This window comes from Ferrimonas sp. YIN67, assembly GCF_057219095.1.
Map to the genome: position 1 here is coordinate 97,243 of NZ_JBXVVJ010000007.1, position 17,290 is coordinate 114,532.

A 17,290-nucleotide genomic window follows, 5' to 3' on the forward strand; every position below is an offset into this window, starting at 1 on the left:
TACCCAGGCTTTTCCCTAGTACCCAGGCTTTTCCTAGAACCTAGGCTCTTTCCTAGAACCTAGGCTCTCCCCTAGAGCCTAGCCCGCCGTCACCTCAACCTCATAACCGGTGAACTTGCGGATATTGATCACTCCGGTATCGAAGATCAGGTACTGGCCCTTGATCCCCAGCAACACTCCGGACACGGTCGGTGCCTTATCAAAGTTGTGGGAGGCAATCTTCACCGGGTACTGATCCACCGGATAATCGATCTCAATCTGAGACTCATCCAGTCGCTCTATGCTGCCCACGCCAAACTGAGCACCCAGCTCGGCAAGCTTCTCTTCGATCGCCGGCAGCAACCGGGCCGCCTCGGCTTTCAGATCCACCTCGGCCCCGGCGCCTTTGAGCATGGCGCGCCAATTGGTCTTGTCCGCCACCAGCTTGGCCAGCTCGATCTCCACCAGACCCGACAGCTGGCGGGTCGCCACCCGCAGGATCGGCAGGGCCTGGGTGGCCCCCTGATCCAGCCAGCGGGTCGGCAACTGCCGAGTGATCCCCACCTTGAGGCCCGAGGTATTAGCCAGGTAGACGGTGTGAGGGATCATGCAGTGCTGCTCGCCCCATTCGGGCTCACGACAGGTGCCCTGGGCATAGTGGCAGGTTTCCGGCTTCATGATGCACATGTCACAGCGGGCCAGCTTCTTCATGCAGGGAAAGCAGTGACCCTGGGAGTAGCTCTTGCTGGTCTTGCGGCCACAGGCATCACAGAAGATCTTACCCGTGTAGTTCAGAGTCAGGGGCTGACCGATCAATGCATTGAGGGGGAGCTTCGCTTCACCGACACGGAGGGCGTATTGGGCGGTAGTGGGCGCAGAATCACAACCCAGCGCCACCGCCATCTTGGAAAGGGTGCCTTGCATGGCGCTCGCTTCCTTTAGAAAGAGTCAGAAAACGCCAGTGTATCAAGGCACTGATAAAGGGAAAGTGCCGATCACCGCCATCGGCACGATTGCCCCCATCGGAACACCAGGCTCTCGGCTAATTATCAAAGGGCAACTCGATGCAGCCGCACTCCTCGCCCACGGACTCATAGAAGTCGGTGATCCCCCCCTTTAAACTCACCACCTTGTCCCAGCCCATCTGCTGCAAGGTCTTGACCGCCAGGGCACTGCGCCCACCTGTGCCACAATAGATCACCACCTCCACGTCCCTCGGTACCATCTCCCAGGCCTTAAACTCGAGAAAGCCTCGAGGCAGGTGCAGTTCCTCTTCCGTAATGGTTCTGCCCCGCTCCCGCTCGGTAAAGGTGCGCACATCCAGCACCACGGGAGGCGCCTCACCGGCCAACCGGCTGCGCAGTTGCTCTGGAGTGATCTCCACCACCCCGGCCTTGGCACCGGACAGGTAGCGACTCTTTTCATCCTCAGCTGCCAGCGAGGTGCTCACCAGGGCGATCAACACCGCCGCCATCAACAGGAAAATCAATTTGTTCCGGATCATGGCATTCCCTCTTTCTTTAACGCCCTGTCCTGATCTTAGCCAAGTCCAGAGTAAAGGGGGCGAGGGCGAGTATCAGGCCTTTGCCGTGGCCTTAGCCCTTTCTGCCGTTTTGCGCGGACGGCAACACCAGAAGCAGAAACGGCCGGCACTCTCACAGCCCAGGCTCAGCAACAGGGCCAGGGCCAGACCCCAGGCGATGGCCAGTGGCGAAAGGATCACTCGGTAGCTGTACCCCATCAGCGTCTCCTGGCGCAGTTGGGGATCTGCCCCGGTGGCCAGGTGCCACACCGCAGCCAGGTGCCCTCGGGACATGGCCGCCTGCTCCAGGATCAGGGTATCCACCCGGGCCACCAGGGCCCCGATGGAATCCCCATCCCGACGAAACACGGGATCCGGGTTCTGCTTATAGTGGAGGATCAGATCCCCCAGATCGCCGGCAAAATAGCGGTCCGCCGTGGACTGAAATCCCTGAAGCCCCAGTCGCGCCTCGATCACATGGGCCTCCAACCTCTGCTGGTAGAGATCGACAAATCCCGGGATCTGCACCCCGAGCAACACACAACAGACAAACAGGGAGAGGCGGAGGTAATCCTTGATCATAACGGGGATCCAATCTGGGCTATTGACCCATCATAGCGACACAGTGGGGGGATGACTCAAGCGCCAGTCGGTTTAACGGGTCGGGATATGGCATGGAAACCGCCGCAAAGACTGAACCGAGCTACCGAGGAAATAAAGACTGAAACAAACGCCCCGCTCAACCTTATGGCTGGGCGGGGCGTGATAACACGGGTGCTTCGAGGGGGAATTAGCGCTCCCCCTCCTCAAAGCCGCGGGCCTTGAGGATGGCGTTCTTCCAGTCAAAGTCCTCGACGTAGTCCTTGGCGATCCCGGGGATCATCTTGCCGTCGCCGGTTTCCTGCATCTTCAGGTGATAGATCAGCACGTCGTCGGTCAGCTCTTCCAGCTTGCCATCGAAACCCGACTCCTGTGCCAGCTTGACCAGCATCTGGGCCAGGTTCAGATCCTGGTTTTTCTGCCACACGGGCTCCAGCAGTTCAATCAATTCATCAATGCGATGACAGGACATAGGTACTCCTTCGACCCTGAGGGGGGACATGCCCCAAAACGAAACTTGCCTGGGATTATCCACACGGGGCGCACAAATGACAGAGATTATGTGAGACCGATTGGGTCAATCGCTTTTGCCGAGGCATTGAACCCGGCGTGGTAACGCGCTAGCGGCCGAAGCGTTGTCCCAGGCTGGTATCGATGGGCCAGCGGCGATCAAACTGGGCCAGCAGGCTGGGGTTACCATGTTTCGACAGGGGCACGGCATGGAAGCGGGTGCCACCCTGACGGGCCTGATCGATCCGTGCCAGGCGATCGCTCTGGAAGCGGGGGGCGATAAAGTCCGACACCATCAGCACATCGGCGTTGCTGAACAGGCTCTCCTTGAGGCTGTCACAAGCCTGATCCAGGCAGGGACCCAGATCGGTGCCCCCATGAAACTGGTAACCGAGAAAATCCCGCAACTGACTCAGGCCCGAGGCTCCGGTCAGATCGAACGACACCACGCGGGTGGAGAAGATCAGCACTCGGCACTCCCGGCCATCGCGCACCGCCAGCCTGGCCAGGGCCAACGCCAGTGCCTTGGCACAGCGCTCCGGATAGCCGGTCATGGATGCCGAAGTATCGACACAGAGAATAAAGGGCCCACCATGCTCCATCGCCTCGCTGGGCCGGGCACGAAACACGTTCTTCACCTTGCCCGCCACCGGCTGCTTGCCACGCATCTGGTAGATCAGCAGCTGAGCATCGATCAACTGCTTGTAGAACAGCAGCTCCAGCTCCTCGGTGGAGAGCAGCGACATGGCCACCGCCAGCAGGCGCCCCAGATCTTTGCCCTGCTGCACGCCCACCACTTCCTCTGGCAACGGGCTGGGCCGCACCTCCCGCTTGGGCGAAGCTTCCTTAACCCGGCGCACCCGCCCGGCATTGGCGGCATGAGCCATCTTACCCAGCTCGGCGGCCAGGGTCTGGATCTGCGCCTGGCGGCTGAGCCAGTTGGCCAGCTGACCCAGATCCCGCCGCTGGCGCTGGGACAGGGCCACATCGGCCATATCCCACAGGCGCCCGGCTTCCCCTGGAGTATCCACGGGGATCAGCTCGCTCAACGCCTCGGCGCCCTCCATCCGCTTGTACAGATCTTCGAGCAGTTGCTGACGCTGCTTGTCCAGCATCCCTAGCTGATCCGCCAGATAGCGATGCTCCAGGCTGCTCTGCCACTGATCCAGAAAGGCTTCCTTGGCCGCCGCCTGACGGTGGCTCGGTAATCCCTTCAACTCCTGGGCAAAGCGGGCGAGCTCCTCAGCCATGGGAGAGTGTCCAATCAACTGCAGGCGCACCGCATCCAGCTCCGCCAGGAACTGGGCCACGTCCTGATCCCGGGCCACTTCCAGCAGGGTGATCTCCCGACGCGCCTTGGGAGGCAGAGGCTGCCCCTTGAGCACCGCTTCAAGCTGATGGCCCCACCGGTTCAGCTCATCATCCAGCGCCCGAACCAGGCCGTTGCTCTGGCCGGGTCGCTGTTGCTGGAGTTGGCTACGGATCTGATCCCGTCGCTCCTTGACCAGACGTCCCACCAGACCGCCCAGGGCGATCTGGTGGCCAGGATCGGCCGCGGCGCGATCCACCGGAGAGGGCTGAAAGCCGCCCGCCTCACTGGGCATCGTAGGCACTCACTATGGTGTCCCACAGGCGTGCGCCCTCGGCCATCCCCTGACGCAGAGCCAACATCTGCTCGGCCAGCTCATCCAGGCTCTCCCGCACCATATCGGTCAGATCCGTATCGATGAAGTTGTGGGGCACGGTGCGATTAAACAGAGTCCGTTGCTCCTGCAGCTTCTGCTCCAGCTTGCCCACGGCGCTGCCGATCTCATCCAGGGTATCTTGCCACTCCTGACGGGTCAGGCGACTGACCGGCCAGGGTCCCAGGGCCGCCACCAGCACCTCACGGTTGGCCACATCCTTGAGCACCAGACGATGCTCCGCATCCAACCCCACCTTGATGGCATAGCTCTGTTTGTCGTGATCATTGATAAAACCTGGGACCGTCCCGCCTCCCTGAGCCACCAGCTTCTGCAGCTCACTGGCGGCGATCTGCACCTGCAGCGTCGGCTCATCCAGATCGGCATGCATCGGGCTCTGACCGGTCAGTGGCAACAGCACCACCATCTCACCCACCCCGGCCCGGTTGGTCAGGTTGGCCTCATTGAGATCCAGCTCAACCCGTTCACCGCGAAGACCATTGGTTTTCACCGTACGCGGCGTCAGGGCATCCGCCCGCAGGGCGCCAAGCCGATCGAGCTCGGCGTGCAGGAACAGCAGTTGCTGGCGGATCTCGCTCTGATCGAACGCGACCTCCCGGGCATACTGGCTCATGGCGGTCTGCACCAATTCGCGGGTGGGCAGATCCCGCCACAGACAGTTGCGCAGGATCAGAATATCCGTGGGCGAAACCGTCATGCGGCCGTTGTAGAAAGCGCTGGCCTTGAGCAGCGAGACCGATTTTTTCCAGCGCCGGTCCGAGATATAGAGATCCAGCTCCGGGTGCTCCTCCTGGCGCTCCTCCACCAGCATCTTGAGCTGGTAGATCTTCTCGAAGCAACTGTCGGGCAGGCTGACCGCCTTCACCCCCTGCTGCCAGTCGCCGTATTCCGCCTCGGTGATCTTCAGATCACTGGGCACGGGATCCGCGTACATGTCGGCGCTGTCGTTCACCATCACCTTGAAGTGCTGCTTCTGGGACACCCGATCCGCGTAAACCCTCAGCAGCATGCGATCGTACAGTGGCTCCAGGCTGGAGTCGCCATCGGGCAGTTCGTTGGAGGCGGTGATCAGCAGGCGCATCGGCACCTTCAGGGTCTGGTTGCCATTGCGGTAAACCTTCTCGTTCACCACGGTCAGTAGGGTGTTGAGGATCGCCGGGCCCGCCTTCCAGATCTCATCCAGGAACACCACGCTGGCCTCGGGCAGATAGCCCTCAGTCAGACGCACATAGCGCCCCTCGTCCTTAAGGGCCTGGATCGACAGGGGGCCAAACAACTCCTCCGGCGTAGAGAAGCGGTTCATCAGGTATTCAAAGGCGCCCCCCTCCTCGAAGGCATGCATGATGCGGCGTGCCACCAGGGATTTCCCGATCCCCGGCGGGCCCAGCAGGAACACACTCTCGCCGGTCAGCGCCGCCAACAGACAGAGTTTAAAGGCGCGATCCCGCTCGTAAACGCCGGTGGATAGGGCCCCCACCAAGCGGGAGATCCGAATGGCTAGGCGTTGCTGGTCATCGTACATCTTTGATTACCCCAAAAAATAAACACCAGCCCATCAAGAATGGAGGGACTGGCCATGGCAATTTATTCCAGGCGACCTTCGCCCGCCTGAACACAACTCTTTACGGTGCCTTTGCGCCCAAATCGGGCGGCCGAACCGGCTGCCCCCATGGGCCAACAACCGGATCTCGATCCTTCAATCGCCCTTGAGGGCGGGAAACAGCTCCCCGGCCTTGATCATGGCGATGGTGATCCGGGCCAGGGTGATGGCATCCGCCTCGGCATCATGCTGAGGCTGGGCCAGCTCGACGCCATACTTGGCGGCCGCACTCTTTTGCGAAGCGCGTTCCCGCTTGCTGGCACAGAAACTGAACCGGTAGTAATCCGCCAGGTTCATCAAGCCGTTGTGGAACGGATACGCGACCCCCTTGGCGACAAAGTCCGGCTCCATCCAGGCCCGCTCATCACCCCAGGTCAGCATGGCATTCCAGCGCTGACCCACCCCCCACTTCTCCTTGAGCAGCCGGGCCACTTGATCCAGGGGCATACCGCGCTTATCCAGGGTCGCCTGACCGATCCCGGTCAGCTGGTAACAGAACTTGCTGACCTCATGCCGGGTATTGGTGATGTAGTAACTGCCGGTACGGGCGATGGTCAGGGTGTCGACGTCGATCTCCGCCAATCCGAACTGGAAGATCTCCAGGGTCTGAGCCTTCTGGAACTCGGGATCGTCCCAGCAACTCAGCTCCGTATCAATACAGATGATCCGTTTGGCCATCGTGTCCTCTAAAAAACAAAAAGAGCCGGCCCGCTGCAACGGGCCCGCTCACTAGTATTTCCTGTTTCCGTCGCTTCGCCAAGCGTCGTGCACTCGGTTATGCCGTGATCACAAACAGGCGTCAGGCGCGATGCTCCTGAAAAATGCCCGTCTGCGCAACAAAAACGGCGCCGAAGCGCCGTTTGGGAAGCCTATCTCGAGACTTAACGTTCGTCGGAGGTGGCACCGATCTTGTGAATGGCCAGATCCGCCCCCTGAAATTCATCCTCGGCGCTGAGTCGCAGGCCACTGACAAGCTGAACCGCCCCGTAGATCACGAAGCCCCCAACCACGGCAACCACGACCCCCGCCAGGCTGCCGATCAACTGGGCGGCAAGAGAGACGCCGCCCAGCCCCCCGAGGGCCTCAGAGCCGAAGATCCCGGCGGCCACGCCGCCCCAGACACCGCACAAGCCGTGCAGTGGCCAGACCCCCAACACATCGTCAAACCGTGGCAACTTGTTTTGTGCCAAAGTAAAGATCAGGACAAACAGGCCTCCGGCAACCCCACCGACCACCAGGGCACCCATGGGGTGCATCAGATCCGAGCCGGCACAAACCGCCACCAGGCCGGCCAGCGGACCGTTATGGATAAAGCCGGGATCCCGCTTACCCACCAGCATGGCCACCACGGTGCCCCCCACCATCGCCATCAGGCTGTTCACCGCCACCAGGCCGGAGATCCCATCCAGGGTCTGGGCCGACATCACGTTAAAACCAAACCAGCCGACGGTCAGCACCCAGGCTCCCGCCGCCAGAAAGGGAATGTTGGACGGAGCGAAGGCGACCACACGACCATTGCGATAACGGCCATTACGGGAGCCCAACAGCAAAATGGCGGCAAAGGCGATCCAGCCCCCCACCCCATGCACCACCACGGAGCCGGCGAAATCATGGAACTGGGCGCCAAACTGCGCCTCCAGCCAAGCCTGGAAGCCATAGTTACCGTTCCAGATCATCCCTTCAAAAAGGGGATAAACCAGGCCCACGATCAGGGCCGAGGCGATCAGCAGGGGATAAAATTTCGCGCGCTCGGCAACACCGCCGGAGACGATGGCGGGGATGGCCGCCGCAAAGGTCAGCAGGAAGAAGAACTTCACCAGTTCATAGCCATGGTGTTGAGTCAGATCTGCGGCACTGGAGAAGAAGTCGATGCCATAGGCGATCTGGTAGCCGATAAAGAAATAGGCCAGGGTTGAAACGGCAAAATCCGTGATGATCTTGACCAGGGCATTGACCTGATTCTTATGGCGCACCGTGCCCACCTCCAGGAAGGCAAACCCGGCGTGCATCGCCAGCACCATAATGGCGCCTAATAGAATAAACAGGGTATTGGAGCTCTGAACCAGAGTTGCTACTGCATTATTGATGTTTTCCACTACTGTCCTCTTTCGCTTACCGCTTCCATGTCCCAAGGGCCCCTTTGTCAATGAGGCCAGTTGGCTTTAATGCCCTGAGTCTGGACCTCTTTGTTCTGTATCTGGGCTCTGTGTCGGAGCAACTGAGCAAAACTCAGACCAACTCTCTCCCAAGCGCGAAAACCATTTCGGTGCAGAGCCCTGCACCAGACCCAGACGGTCATGCAGGCTGGGTCCGCACGCTCAACCCCAACGGCAAAAGACAACATTAAAAAACAACAACATAATCACAACATCGCCACCGTTCGACACTGTCCGCAGAACCTGTCCAACCTAAGCTCCCCTGCCACAGAAACCCAGAACGACCATGCTCGGCTCCTCTCTGCTCTATAGCCACGCTCAAAAATGACGCGAAACTTTCCTGAGCCAAGCACCAAAAGCGTGCGGATGCACAGGCCTATGCGCCATTTGAGTGCATGGAAAAATCCTGAGTTGAATCCATGATTGAGAAAGGCGAAAACGGCACCGGGGCAAGGGGCAGGGCAAGGGCAAGGGCAAGGGCAAGGGCAAGGGACAGAAACAGGGACAGGCATTCGGAGCTGAGAAACAACAAGAAACAGAACATAGCCATAGAAAGGAGGGCGTCCACCGCTCATCCTGACATCAACCGGTATCGCGATAGAAAAAGGGGCCTTTCGGCCCCATTTTTACAATCCCAGCACCCGCTCAAACCAGTTTCTTTTTTCACCTGGCTTGTCGGAGGTGCGACTGCCACAGCCCCAGGGATCGGGCCAGCTCTGCCGGTCGGTTGGCGCAGCAACCGCTCCCCGACAGCGCGACGCCACCGGCTCACCGGCGCCATTAAAGTAGCCCTCGGTGATCTGAGGCGGTGGGGTCAGCACCAGGGAGAGGGGCTCACGCTCGGCCAGGTAACGCTGGTAGAGCGGCAGCGCTGCAGAGCTGCCGTAAAGCCCGGCGGCACTGTTGTCGTCACGCCCCACCCAGGTCACCACTACGTCCCTATCGTCAAACCCGGCGTACCAGGCATCCCGGCCCTCCCCCGTGGTCCCTGTCTTGCCCGCCAGGGTAATGCGGGGATACTGGCGCTGCAGTCGCGCCGCCGTTCCCCGTTTCACCACCTCCACCAGGGCGTGGTTGGTCAGCCAGGCCGCGGAAGCGGACAGCACCTGCTCAGAGGGTGGCTTCTGCTCTACCAGTCGTTCCCCTTCGCGGTTGAGCACATGGCCAATGGCATACAGCTCACGGTAGCGCCCCCCGTCGGCCAGGGTCTGGTACAGCTGGGCCACCTGCAGTGGGCTGGCACCCAGGGCGCCGAGCAGCAGCGCCGGGTTGGGCCGCAGGCGGTCCTGCCAGCCCGCCTTGTAGAGGGTGGAGATCACCGCATCCATCCCAACTTCCATGCCCAGGTTCACCGTGGGCACGTTATAGGAGTGGACCAGGGCGTCGATCAGGGGGACTTCGCCACGAAACGCCTTGTCGACGTTTTGCGGCTCCCACACCTGACCGGCACTGCTCTGCATACTGATGGGCTCATCCTTAAGCGACGTCCTCAGGTTATATTGCTCCGGCGCGGCCAGGGCCGTCAGGTAGACATGGGGCTTGAGCACAGAGCCCACCGGCCGACGGGCATCCAGCGCCCGGTTGAACCCTTTGTAGTTGGGATCCTTGTCCCCCACCACGGCCAACACCCCACCCTGGTAGCGATCCACCACCACCATGGCTGCCTGCAACTGATCGTCCTGACGAGCCTGGCCCAGCTGAGCCATCCCCTCACGCACCGCGGTTTCGGCCGCCTGCTGAGCCAGGGGATCCAGGGTGGTGTAAACCCGAAGGCCGGACTCGTGAAGCACATTGTCGCCAAAACGGTCGGCCAGCTCCCGCTGCATCAGGGTACGGAACCCCGGCAGCTTATGACGCTGGCGCCAGTTGGGATCCCGCAGCTGCAAACCCAACGTCGCGTTATCCTCGTAGTCGCTGGCGCTGATCATCCCCTCTTCAAGCATCAGCTTGAGCACCAGATCCCTTCGCTGCTCGGCACGCTTGGGGTAGCGCCAGGGGTTGTAGTAGCTGGGCCCCTTGATCATCGCCACCAGCAGCGCCTGCTGGGCCAGATTGAGTTCATCCAGCGGGGTACCAAAGTAGTGCCAGGCCGCCAGGCCGACACCATGCACGGCGATCGCCCCATCCTGGCCCATGTAGACCTCATTGAGGTAGGCCTCAAGGATCTCATCCTTGGGGTAACGGAAATCGATGATCAGCGCCATCAAGGCCTCGTTGGCCTTGCGGATGTAGGTGCGATCCCGAGTCAGAAAGAAGTTCTTGGCCAGCTGCTGGGTCAGGGTACTGCCCCCCTGCACCGTGCGCCCGGCCCGCAGGTTAACCACAGCCGCCCGCAGGATCCCACTGACGGAGACCCCGTGATGATGATAAAACTCCTGATCTTCGGTACGCAGCAGCGCCGCGACCAGAGTTTCGGGGATCTCCACTCTGGGCACAAAAAGGCGATCTTCGGTCTCACCGGTCAGGATCCGATCCAGCAACAGGGGCTCAAGCTGAACAAAGCCCATGTCCCGCTGATCCGCCACCCGCACAACGCGACTGATCCGGTTCTGATCGAAATGCACCATGATCCGGTTGGCACCCTCAAAACCATTGGGCCCATCAAAGGCCCGACGGAAGATCTCGATGCGATCCACCGCCACACCAAAGTCCCCCTCACGGCTGACTCGTCCGGTATTGCGGTACCCCAACAGCGCCAGTTCATCTTTCAGCTGGCCATGGGTGATGGGGGCGCCGGGGTAGATCGACATCGGTCGAGCAAACACCTGAGCCGGAAGGAAAAATTTCTGCCCCTCAAATTTACGGGCAATCTGGCTGTCCAGGTAGACCCCATAGAGGGCCATGGCCGCCAGCAACACCAGCATCAGTTTAGCCCCCAGCTTCAACAGGGGACGCAGGGCACCGAAGCGCTTGTTTGCTGCCTTGCGCTTCGCCGGGGCCTTTCCTTTAGCCTTGCGTGTTTTGGAGGAGTTGGGCTTCTCCGCGGAAGGGCGCTTTGCCATCGACGTCAAACTCTCTTAGCTGTGTTTCTTGATTCTTCGGGTCGGCTGGGTATTGGCAGGATCGTCCGGCCATAAATGCTTGGGATAACGTCCCCGCATCTCCTTTTTCACTTCCTGCCAGGCTCCTTGCCAAAAAGCGGCCAGATCTTCGGTGATCTGCAAAGGCCGACGGGCCGGAGAGAGGAGCTCCAGGGTCACAGGTAACTGGCCCCGAGCCAGTCTCGGCGTGGCACTCTGGCCATAGATCTCCTGCACTCGGACCGCCAGTCTGACGCCTTCCTCCTGGTACTGCAATGCCAGTTGTGATCCCGTCGGTACCGTCAACCGCTCTGGCAACTCTTCATCCAGCACCCCTTGAAGACACCAATCAATTTGGTTTTTCAATAAGTTATACAGGTCCAGTTTGGTCAGCGCGGCAAACCGGGTAATGCCGGTCAAATAGGGCGCCAGCCACTCCTCCAGAGACGCCAGCAGGCTGGCATCATCCAGAGCCGGCCAGGCCTGATCGGCCAGATAGTGCCTGGCGAGCATCACTCGCTTCTGCAGGGCGCGACTCCGCTCTGTCCAGGGCAGGCAATCCAGCCCTCGACGGCGGATCTCCGCCAGCAGCGCCGACAAATGATCTTCCGGCTGCAGATCCGTTAGCGCCTCTCGAGCCACCACCAGGGCCCCCAACCGACTCTGCCGCTCGGCCCGCAGCACCCCGCTGTTGCGATCATACCTGGCCTCCCTGTGGCGCGAGAACAGGTGGGGAGCCACCCGCTCCAGGGCGGCCAGATCCAGCTCGGCCGCCAGGAAGATCAGGCCATCACTGCGACCGGCCCGCTCACTCAGATCCGCCACCGCCAGATAGGGGGTGCCCAGCAAAGGATCCTGCTCCTTCAGGGTGGCACCGCTGCCGTTGGACAACTGATAACGCAAGCCCTGATCCCGACACTGGCCGATACGATCCGGATAGGCCAACGCCAGCAGCAGGCCAGCCTCACTGTGGTGTGCGGCGACCGGCCGCGCCCGGCAACGGGACGACAACTGACGGAACCACTTTTGCGCCATCTGGCCGTGGCGACCGGAATCGGCGGCACTCAGCCGACGGCCCAGATCCGCCCCGAGATCCCGGCCGCGCAGGGGATCCCCCTCCTCGATCACCGCCGCCACCAGGCAGGCCAGCTTCAGGGCCCCGGGAAGCTCCCCCTCCAACTCGGCTGCCCTCAGCAGCATCAGACCCTGACGGGGATCCGCCCCCAGCTCGTGGACGCGACGGCCCAGCGGGGTGATCTGCCCCTTGTCATCCAGCAGTCCCAACTGGCCCAGCAGTTGCTGGGCTTTGCCCAGGGCGTTATCCGGTGGCGGTGTCAGCCAGGCCAGCTCCGCCGCACTGCTGCCCCAGGCCGCCAGCTCGAGCACCAGGGCGGTGAGATCGGCACGCTGGATCTCCGCCGTCTCGCTCTCCGCCAGCCCCTGCTGCATCGCTTCACTCCACAACCGGACACAGTGGCCCGGCATCAGTCGCCCTGCCCGGCCAGCGCGCTGTGCGGCCGCCGCCCGGCTGATCCGTGCCGTTTCCAACCGGGTCTGGCCGGTGCGCAGGTTGTAACCCGCCCGGCGCTGCAGCCCGGCATCCACCACCACGGAGATCCCCTCGATGGTCAGGCTGGACTCGGCAATATTGGTGGCCAGCACCACTTTACGCTGCCCGGCCGGGGGCGGCTGTACCGCCGCATCCTGCTCCGCCGGGGCCAGTTGACCATAGAGGGGACACACCTGAACCTTGGCAGGCAGCCCCTGGGCCAGCAGTTCGGCGACGCGACGGATCTCCCCCATGCCGGGAAGAAACACCAGAATATTGCCCTCCCGTGTTGCCAGCTGACGCCGCACCTGGGCCACCAGATCATTGAGCCAGAACTGCTGGTTGGCCGGAGCCACATACTCCACCGACACCGGGTAGCTGCGCCCCTGGCTTTCCAGCAACGCCGCTTCGGGCAACAGCTGGGCCAGGGGTTGCCCCTCCAGGGTGGCCGACATCAGCATCAGGCTCAGATCCTCCCTCAGCCCCCCCTGCACCTCCAAGGCCAGGGCCAGGGCCAGATCCGTTGCCAGGTGACGTTCATGCACCTCATCGAACAGGATCAGCGACACCCCTTCCAGCTCGGGATCGGACTGGATCATTCGGGTCAGCACCCCTTCGGTGATCACCTCCAATCGAGTCTGTTTCGACACCTGGGTCTCGCCACGCACCCGCAGGCCCACGGTTTGCCCCACTTTCTCCCCCAACTGGGCCGCCAGGTAGCGGGCGATCATGCGGGCCGCCAGGCGCCTTGGCTCCAGCAGCAGGATCTTGCCGTCGATCTGCGACCAGCCCAGCATCGCCAAGGGCAGGGCAGTAGACTTCCCCGCACCGGTCGGAGCTTGTAAGATCAGCTGGTTATGGCTTTTCAGCGCGTGACGTATGGGATCAAACAGATCTTCAATGGGCAAAGTGGACAAGATGCGGGCTCATTCAATCAAACAGGCCGACAGTTTACTGGCCTGATCCGCCCAGTCCAATCTTCCCACTCCCCCACGCTCAGATCGGCACAGGAGACTCGGTTCACATGGCACAACGACTGTTCTTTGCTCTGCCGGTGCCCCGCACCACCCAGCTGGCCCTGCTAAAACTGCAGAGCCAACTGGCCCAGGCCGGCGTGGTGGGCCGCATGGTACCCGCGGCCAACCTGCACCTGACCCTGGCCTTTCTTGGCCCGGTGACCGCCGCACAGAAGGCCCAGCTGTTGGCTCGCTGGGCGGATCTCACCCCGCCGGCTCTGCATCTCGAGCTGGACACCCTGCAGTATTGGCCTAAGCCCGGCGCCATTGTCCTGGCCGCCCGTCGTACGCCGATCGCCCTGGGCCGGTTGGCCACGGCGCTGCAGCAGGATGCGCACCAACACGGCCTGCATAGCAGCCGCCTTGGGTTCAGGCCTCACCTCACCCTGTTTCGCCGAGCAAACGGTCTGCCTTCCTCCCCACCCCAGCTGGACTCCCCCATCGTCCTGACGCCTCCCTGTGTCGAACTGATGCTCTCGGAGGCGGGCCCCGGCGGGGTGGAATACCACTGTCTGAAACGGTGGAAAAAAACCTAGTATCCGACGAGAACGCAGCGGCGTTAACGACGCCTGGCTGGCGGCCAGCGGCAGGCGACGAACCCCAAACTCCGTAGGTTAGATTAGTCGCGCAGCGACGTGATCTGACATCCCACATGCGACGAGCGTCAGGCGACAAGCGACGATCCCCAAGCTCCGTAGGTTAGATCAGTCGCGCAGCGACGTGATCTGACATCCCACAAGCGACAAGCCCCGTAGGTTAGATTAGTCGCGCAGCTACGTAATCTGACATCCCACAAGCGACAAGCCCCGTAGGTTAGATTAGTCGCGCAGCGACGTAATCTGACATCCCACATGCGACGAGCGTCAGGCGGCAAGCTAAGAGCGCGGTACGGGCCTGGCGGCCCTGAGATAAGCGACAGGCGGGAAGCGGCACTGGCGACAGGCGACAAGCCAGAAGCGACAGGTGGCTTGTGGCTTACGGCCTACAGCTTGTAGCTTGCGGTTTGCGGCCTGCCGCTTACGGCTTGCGGTCTGAAGCTTACCGCCCTTTACTCGCTAAAGAGCGAGGCAATCAACGCAAAAACGCCGGAGCGAGGCTCCGGCGTTTCAATCTTACGCGGGCGGTTAGGCGTGGCGCAGCAGCTCCGCCACGGTCAGCATGCCCAAAGCGGTGGCCCCTTCATGGTTGAGGCCATTGGCCCCGACATAACTGCCCGCCAGATCCAGGTGGATCCAACCTTTGGCCGGGGTGCCAGCGAAGCGGCTGAGGAAACCCGCCGCATTGGACGCCCCCCCGGCACCGCCACCTTTAAGTGACACACTGTTGGCCGTATCGGCAAAGACCGAGCTGCATTTATCGGCATGGAAGGGGGCCAGGGGCAGACGCCACAGCCCTTCATCCACCGCTTCGGCCGCTGCCAGGGCCTCGTTGGCCGCCCCGTTATCGGCACAAAACAGCGCATTGTAGTCACTGCCCACGGCGGTCATGGCGGCACCGGTCAGGGTCGCCGCATCGATGATCCGCTCTGCACCGGCCTCGTTCGCCGCCAACAGACCATCGGCCAGCACCAACCGCCCCTCGGCATCGGTATTGACGATCTCCACGCTGGTGCCGTTCTTATAGTGCAGGATGTCGCCCAGTTTGTAGGCGTGACCGGAGACCAGGTTCTCGGCGCAACAGAGGAACAGCTTGACCCGCTTGGTCAGGCCCCGGCGGATCGCCAGCTTGAGCGCCGCAGCCACCGTCGCCGCTCCGCCCATGTCACACTTCATGGTCACCATGCCGGCCGAGGGTTTGAGGGAGTAACCGCCGGAATCGAAGGTGATCCCCTTGCCCACCAGGGCCACGGACACCGGCGCATCCGCTTTACCGGTCGGGTTGTAATCCAGCTCCAGCAGCACGGGAGGACGATCGCTGCCACGGCCCACACCGTGGATCCCGACCCAACCGGCCGCCAGCAAGGCATCACCGACGATGCGTCGGGAAGTGATGTGCTCAGGCGCCAAGGCGGAGAGGCGTTCGGCCACCTCATCGGCCAACACTTCCGGGCTGAGCGCCTCGGGGCTGGCATGGGTCAGGGACTTGAGCCACAACGCGGCATCCCTTTGTGCCTCCAACTGCTCGGCATCACTGGCCCACTCGATGGTGCCCGGCTCCATCGCTTCGCCAAAGCCACAAGCAAAACGCCACTGCAACTGACGGGTCCAACCTTCGCCGGTCAGTCTCACGTCACGGATCCCCTGAGTGGTCAACTTACGTGCCGCCGCCTGGATTGCCCGTCCCCAATCATCCACCTGGGCCAGGTGCAGGGTGGCGGTTTCCCCGACATAGCTGATCTTGCTCTTGCCCCATAGGGCCGCGGCACGCTCATCACTCAGTGCAACATTCAGTCGACTGCTCATCTCATCTCCTTGATGGTCTTCTTTTGCTATGCCATGGAGTGTACCACCCTCATGACAGAGTGCGGGAGACAGAGCCGGGGCGCCGGGGAACAGGGAACAGAAAAAGCAGGGAACAGGGAAAGGCAGGAAAAGAAGCGCTTCGCTCTTCCTGTATTCTGTCAGCGCAGCGTCCTGTCTTCTGCAATTAAGGGAACAGAGAAAGGCAGGAAAAGCAGCGCTTCGCTCTTCCTGTATTCTGTATTCTGCCAGCGCAGCGTCCTGTCTTCTGTCTTCTGTCTTCTGTCTTCTGTCAGCACAGCATCCTGTCCCCTCCCTTTTCCTTTGCGGCCAACGCGGTGCCCTGCCCCCTGTGCTAGAGTGACCTCCCCTGCGGTACGAAGAAGAGAAGCAATGAAATTTCCTCCCCTGCAATCCGCCACTTTGCTCAAGCGCTACAAGCGCTTCCTGGCTGACATCCGTCTGTCCGACGGCGAAGAGATCACCCTGCACTGCCCCAACACGGGCGCCATGACAGGCTGTGCAGAGCCAGGAGGGATCGCGTGGTATTCCGACTCCAAGAATCCTAAGCGAAAATATCCCTGTACCTGGGAATGGATCCAGACCCAGGCCGGTCACCGTATTATGGTGAACACCACTCGAGCCAACGATCTGGCCGAGGAGGGGATCCGGGCGGGGCTGCTGCCCGAACTGGAGGGCTATCAGACGATCCGCCGGGAAGTGCGTTACGGTGAGGAGAACAGTCGTATCGACCTGTTATTAACAGATAAAGATCAGCAGGATTGCTACGTAGAGGTGAAAAGTGTCACCTTACTGGGTGACGGTGGTCAGGGGTATTTCCCCGATGCCGTGACCAGCCGGGGACAAAAACACCTTCGGGAGTTGATGGCTATGGTAGCCCAGGGTCACAGGGCGGCGATCCTGTTTATCGTACCTCACAGTGGGATCCGCAGTGTGGCTCCGGCGGCGCATATCGATGCTCAATACGCACAATTGTGCCAACAGGCCGCCCAGGCTGGCGTCGCCTTTTATGCCTTGAGCTGTGAGATGAGTTCAGAAGCGATCACGCCAACGGTCCGGCTGCCCGTACGGCTTAATTCGGAATAGTCGGCCGAACAACGCGCCACAACCGACTCAAGTAAGATTGTTTGAACACCCACCACGTGCTATACAGCAGCCCGGGTTTGTTCTAGCTAGCAATCTGGCTTGCAAGGATTTGCGCAAACGGGATCCATC

Annotated in this window: 13 protein-coding genes; 2 read left to right on the forward strand and 11 right to left on the reverse strand. The window is 61.5% G+C overall.

Going from position 1 to position 17,290, the window contains the following annotated elements; all coding sequences use genetic code 11:
* Window positions 1–78 precede the first annotated feature (78 nt).
* The 10 genes from AC2D8U_RS14970 to hrpB all read right to left on the reverse strand — a co-directional run bounded on the left by AC2D8U_RS14970 (window position 79) and on the right by hrpB (window position 13,556).
* Complete coding sequence (locus tag AC2D8U_RS14970) at window positions 79–903, reverse strand: DUF2797 domain-containing protein (protein ID WP_484619881.1); 825 nt, start codon at window positions 901–903, stop codon at window positions 79–81.
* A gap of 118 nt (window positions 904–1,021) precedes the next feature.
* Window positions 1,022–1,483 (reverse strand): rhodanese-like domain-containing protein, encoded by a 462-nt coding sequence (locus AC2D8U_RS14975; protein WP_484619882.1) that lies wholly within the window; start codon window positions 1,481–1,483, stop codon window positions 1,022–1,024.
* Window positions 1,484–1,555: 72 nt separating this feature from the next.
* Window positions 1,556–2,083 (reverse strand): DUF2937 family protein, encoded by a 528-nt coding sequence (locus AC2D8U_RS14980; protein ID WP_484619883.1) that lies wholly within the window; start codon window positions 2,081–2,083, stop codon window positions 1,556–1,558.
* A 208-nt stretch (window positions 2,084–2,291) separates the two neighbouring features.
* On the reverse strand, window positions 2,292–2,573 hold the full coding sequence (locus tag AC2D8U_RS14985) for a YihD family protein (protein WP_484619884.1): 282 nt from the start codon (window positions 2,571–2,573) through the stop codon (window positions 2,292–2,294).
* A gap of 148 nt (window positions 2,574–2,721) precedes the next feature.
* On the reverse strand, window positions 2,722–4,215 hold the full coding sequence (locus AC2D8U_RS14990) for a VWA domain-containing protein (RefSeq protein WP_484619885.1): 1,494 nt from the start codon (window positions 4,213–4,215) through the stop codon (window positions 2,722–2,724).
* Window positions 4,205–5,836, reverse strand: a complete 1,632-nt coding sequence (locus AC2D8U_RS14995) for an ATPase RavA domain-containing protein (protein ID WP_484619886.1) — start codon at window positions 5,834–5,836, stop codon at window positions 4,205–4,207. The genes AC2D8U_RS14990 and AC2D8U_RS14995 overlap by 11 nt, the downstream gene beginning before the upstream one ends.
* 174 nt (window positions 5,837–6,010) lie before the next feature.
* Window positions 6,011–6,592 carry a 3'-5' exonuclease gene (locus AC2D8U_RS15000; protein WP_484619887.1) on the reverse strand — a complete coding sequence of 194 codons (582 nt, stop codon included), beginning with the start codon at window positions 6,590–6,592 and terminating at the stop codon, window positions 6,011–6,013.
* 203 nt (window positions 6,593–6,795) lie between these two features.
* Complete coding sequence (locus AC2D8U_RS15005; RefSeq protein WP_484619888.1) at window positions 6,796–8,010, reverse strand: ammonium transporter; 1,215 nt, start codon at window positions 8,008–8,010, stop codon at window positions 6,796–6,798.
* A gap of 686 nt (window positions 8,011–8,696) precedes the next feature.
* Window positions 8,697–11,072 carry a penicillin-binding protein 1B gene (gene mrcB / locus AC2D8U_RS15010; RefSeq protein WP_484619889.1) on the reverse strand — a complete coding sequence of 792 codons (2,376 nt, stop codon included), beginning with the start codon at window positions 11,070–11,072 and terminating at the stop codon, window positions 8,697–8,699.
* Between the two features lie 15 nt (window positions 11,073–11,087).
* Complete coding sequence (gene hrpB / locus AC2D8U_RS15015) at window positions 11,088–13,556, reverse strand: ATP-dependent helicase HrpB (protein WP_484619890.1); 2,469 nt, start codon at window positions 13,554–13,556, stop codon at window positions 11,088–11,090.
* Window positions 13,557–13,663: 107 nt separating this feature from the next.
* On the opposite strand from hrpB, the gene thpR reads away from it, so the two are divergent.
* Window positions 13,664–14,191 carry an RNA 2',3'-cyclic phosphodiesterase gene (thpR, locus tag AC2D8U_RS15020; protein WP_484619891.1) on the forward strand — a complete coding sequence of 176 codons (528 nt, stop codon included), beginning with the start codon at window positions 13,664–13,666 and terminating at the stop codon, window positions 14,189–14,191.
* A gap of 588 nt (window positions 14,192–14,779) precedes the next feature.
* Here the strand turns inward: thpR and pepB are convergent.
* Window positions 14,780–16,057 carry an aminopeptidase PepB gene (gene pepB, locus AC2D8U_RS15025; protein ID WP_484619892.1) on the reverse strand — a complete coding sequence of 426 codons (1,278 nt, stop codon included), beginning with the start codon at window positions 16,055–16,057 and terminating at the stop codon, window positions 14,780–14,782.
* A 390-nt stretch (window positions 16,058–16,447) separates the two neighbouring features.
* Between pepB and sfsA the strand changes: the two genes are divergently transcribed.
* Entirely contained in the window at window positions 16,448–17,161 is a 714-nt protein-coding gene (gene sfsA / locus AC2D8U_RS15030) for a DNA/RNA nuclease SfsA (RefSeq protein WP_484619893.1), read from the forward strand.
* The last annotated feature ends 129 nt before the right edge of the window (window positions 17,162–17,290 follow it).

What these genes read in the sequence shown, in the direction of transcription:
- AC2D8U_RS14970 (WP_484619881.1), bottom strand. Translation starts at nt 903, where the DNA reads ATGCAAGGCACCCTTTCCAAGATGGCGGTGGCGCTGGGTTGTGATTCT.
- AC2D8U_RS14975 (WP_484619882.1), bottom strand. Translation starts at nt 1,483, where the DNA reads ATGATCCGGAACAAATTGATTTTCCTGTTGATGGCGGCGGTGTTGATC.
- AC2D8U_RS14980 (WP_484619883.1), bottom strand. Translation starts at nt 2,083, where the DNA reads ATGATCAAGGATTACCTCCGCCTCTCCCTGTTTGTCTGTTGTGTGTTG.
- AC2D8U_RS14985 (WP_484619884.1), bottom strand. Translation starts at nt 2,573, where the DNA reads ATGTCCTGTCATCGCATTGATGAATTGATTGAACTGCTGGAGCCCGTG.
- AC2D8U_RS14990 (WP_484619885.1), bottom strand. Translation starts at nt 4,215, where the DNA reads ATGCCCAGTGAGGCGGGCGGCTTTCAGCCCTCTCCGGTGGATCGCGCC.
- AC2D8U_RS14995 (WP_484619886.1), bottom strand. Translation starts at nt 5,836, where the DNA reads ATGTACGATGACCAGCAACGCCTAGCCATTCGGATCTCCCGCTTGGTG.
- AC2D8U_RS15000 (WP_484619887.1), bottom strand. Translation starts at nt 6,592, where the DNA reads ATGGCCAAACGGATCATCTGTATTGATACGGAGCTGAGTTGCTGGGAC.
- mrcB (WP_484619889.1), bottom strand. Translation starts at nt 11,072, where the DNA reads ATGGCAAAGCGCCCTTCCGCGGAGAAGCCCAACTCCTCCAAAACACGC.
- thpR (WP_484619891.1), top strand. Translation starts at nt 13,664, where the DNA reads ATGGCACAACGACTGTTCTTTGCTCTGCCGGTGCCCCGCACCACCCAG.
- pepB (WP_484619892.1), bottom strand. Translation starts at nt 16,057, where the DNA reads ATGAGCAGTCGACTGAATGTTGCACTGAGTGATGAGCGTGCCGCGGCC.
- sfsA (WP_484619893.1), top strand. Translation starts at nt 16,448, where the DNA reads ATGAAATTTCCTCCCCTGCAATCCGCCACTTTGCTCAAGCGCTACAAG.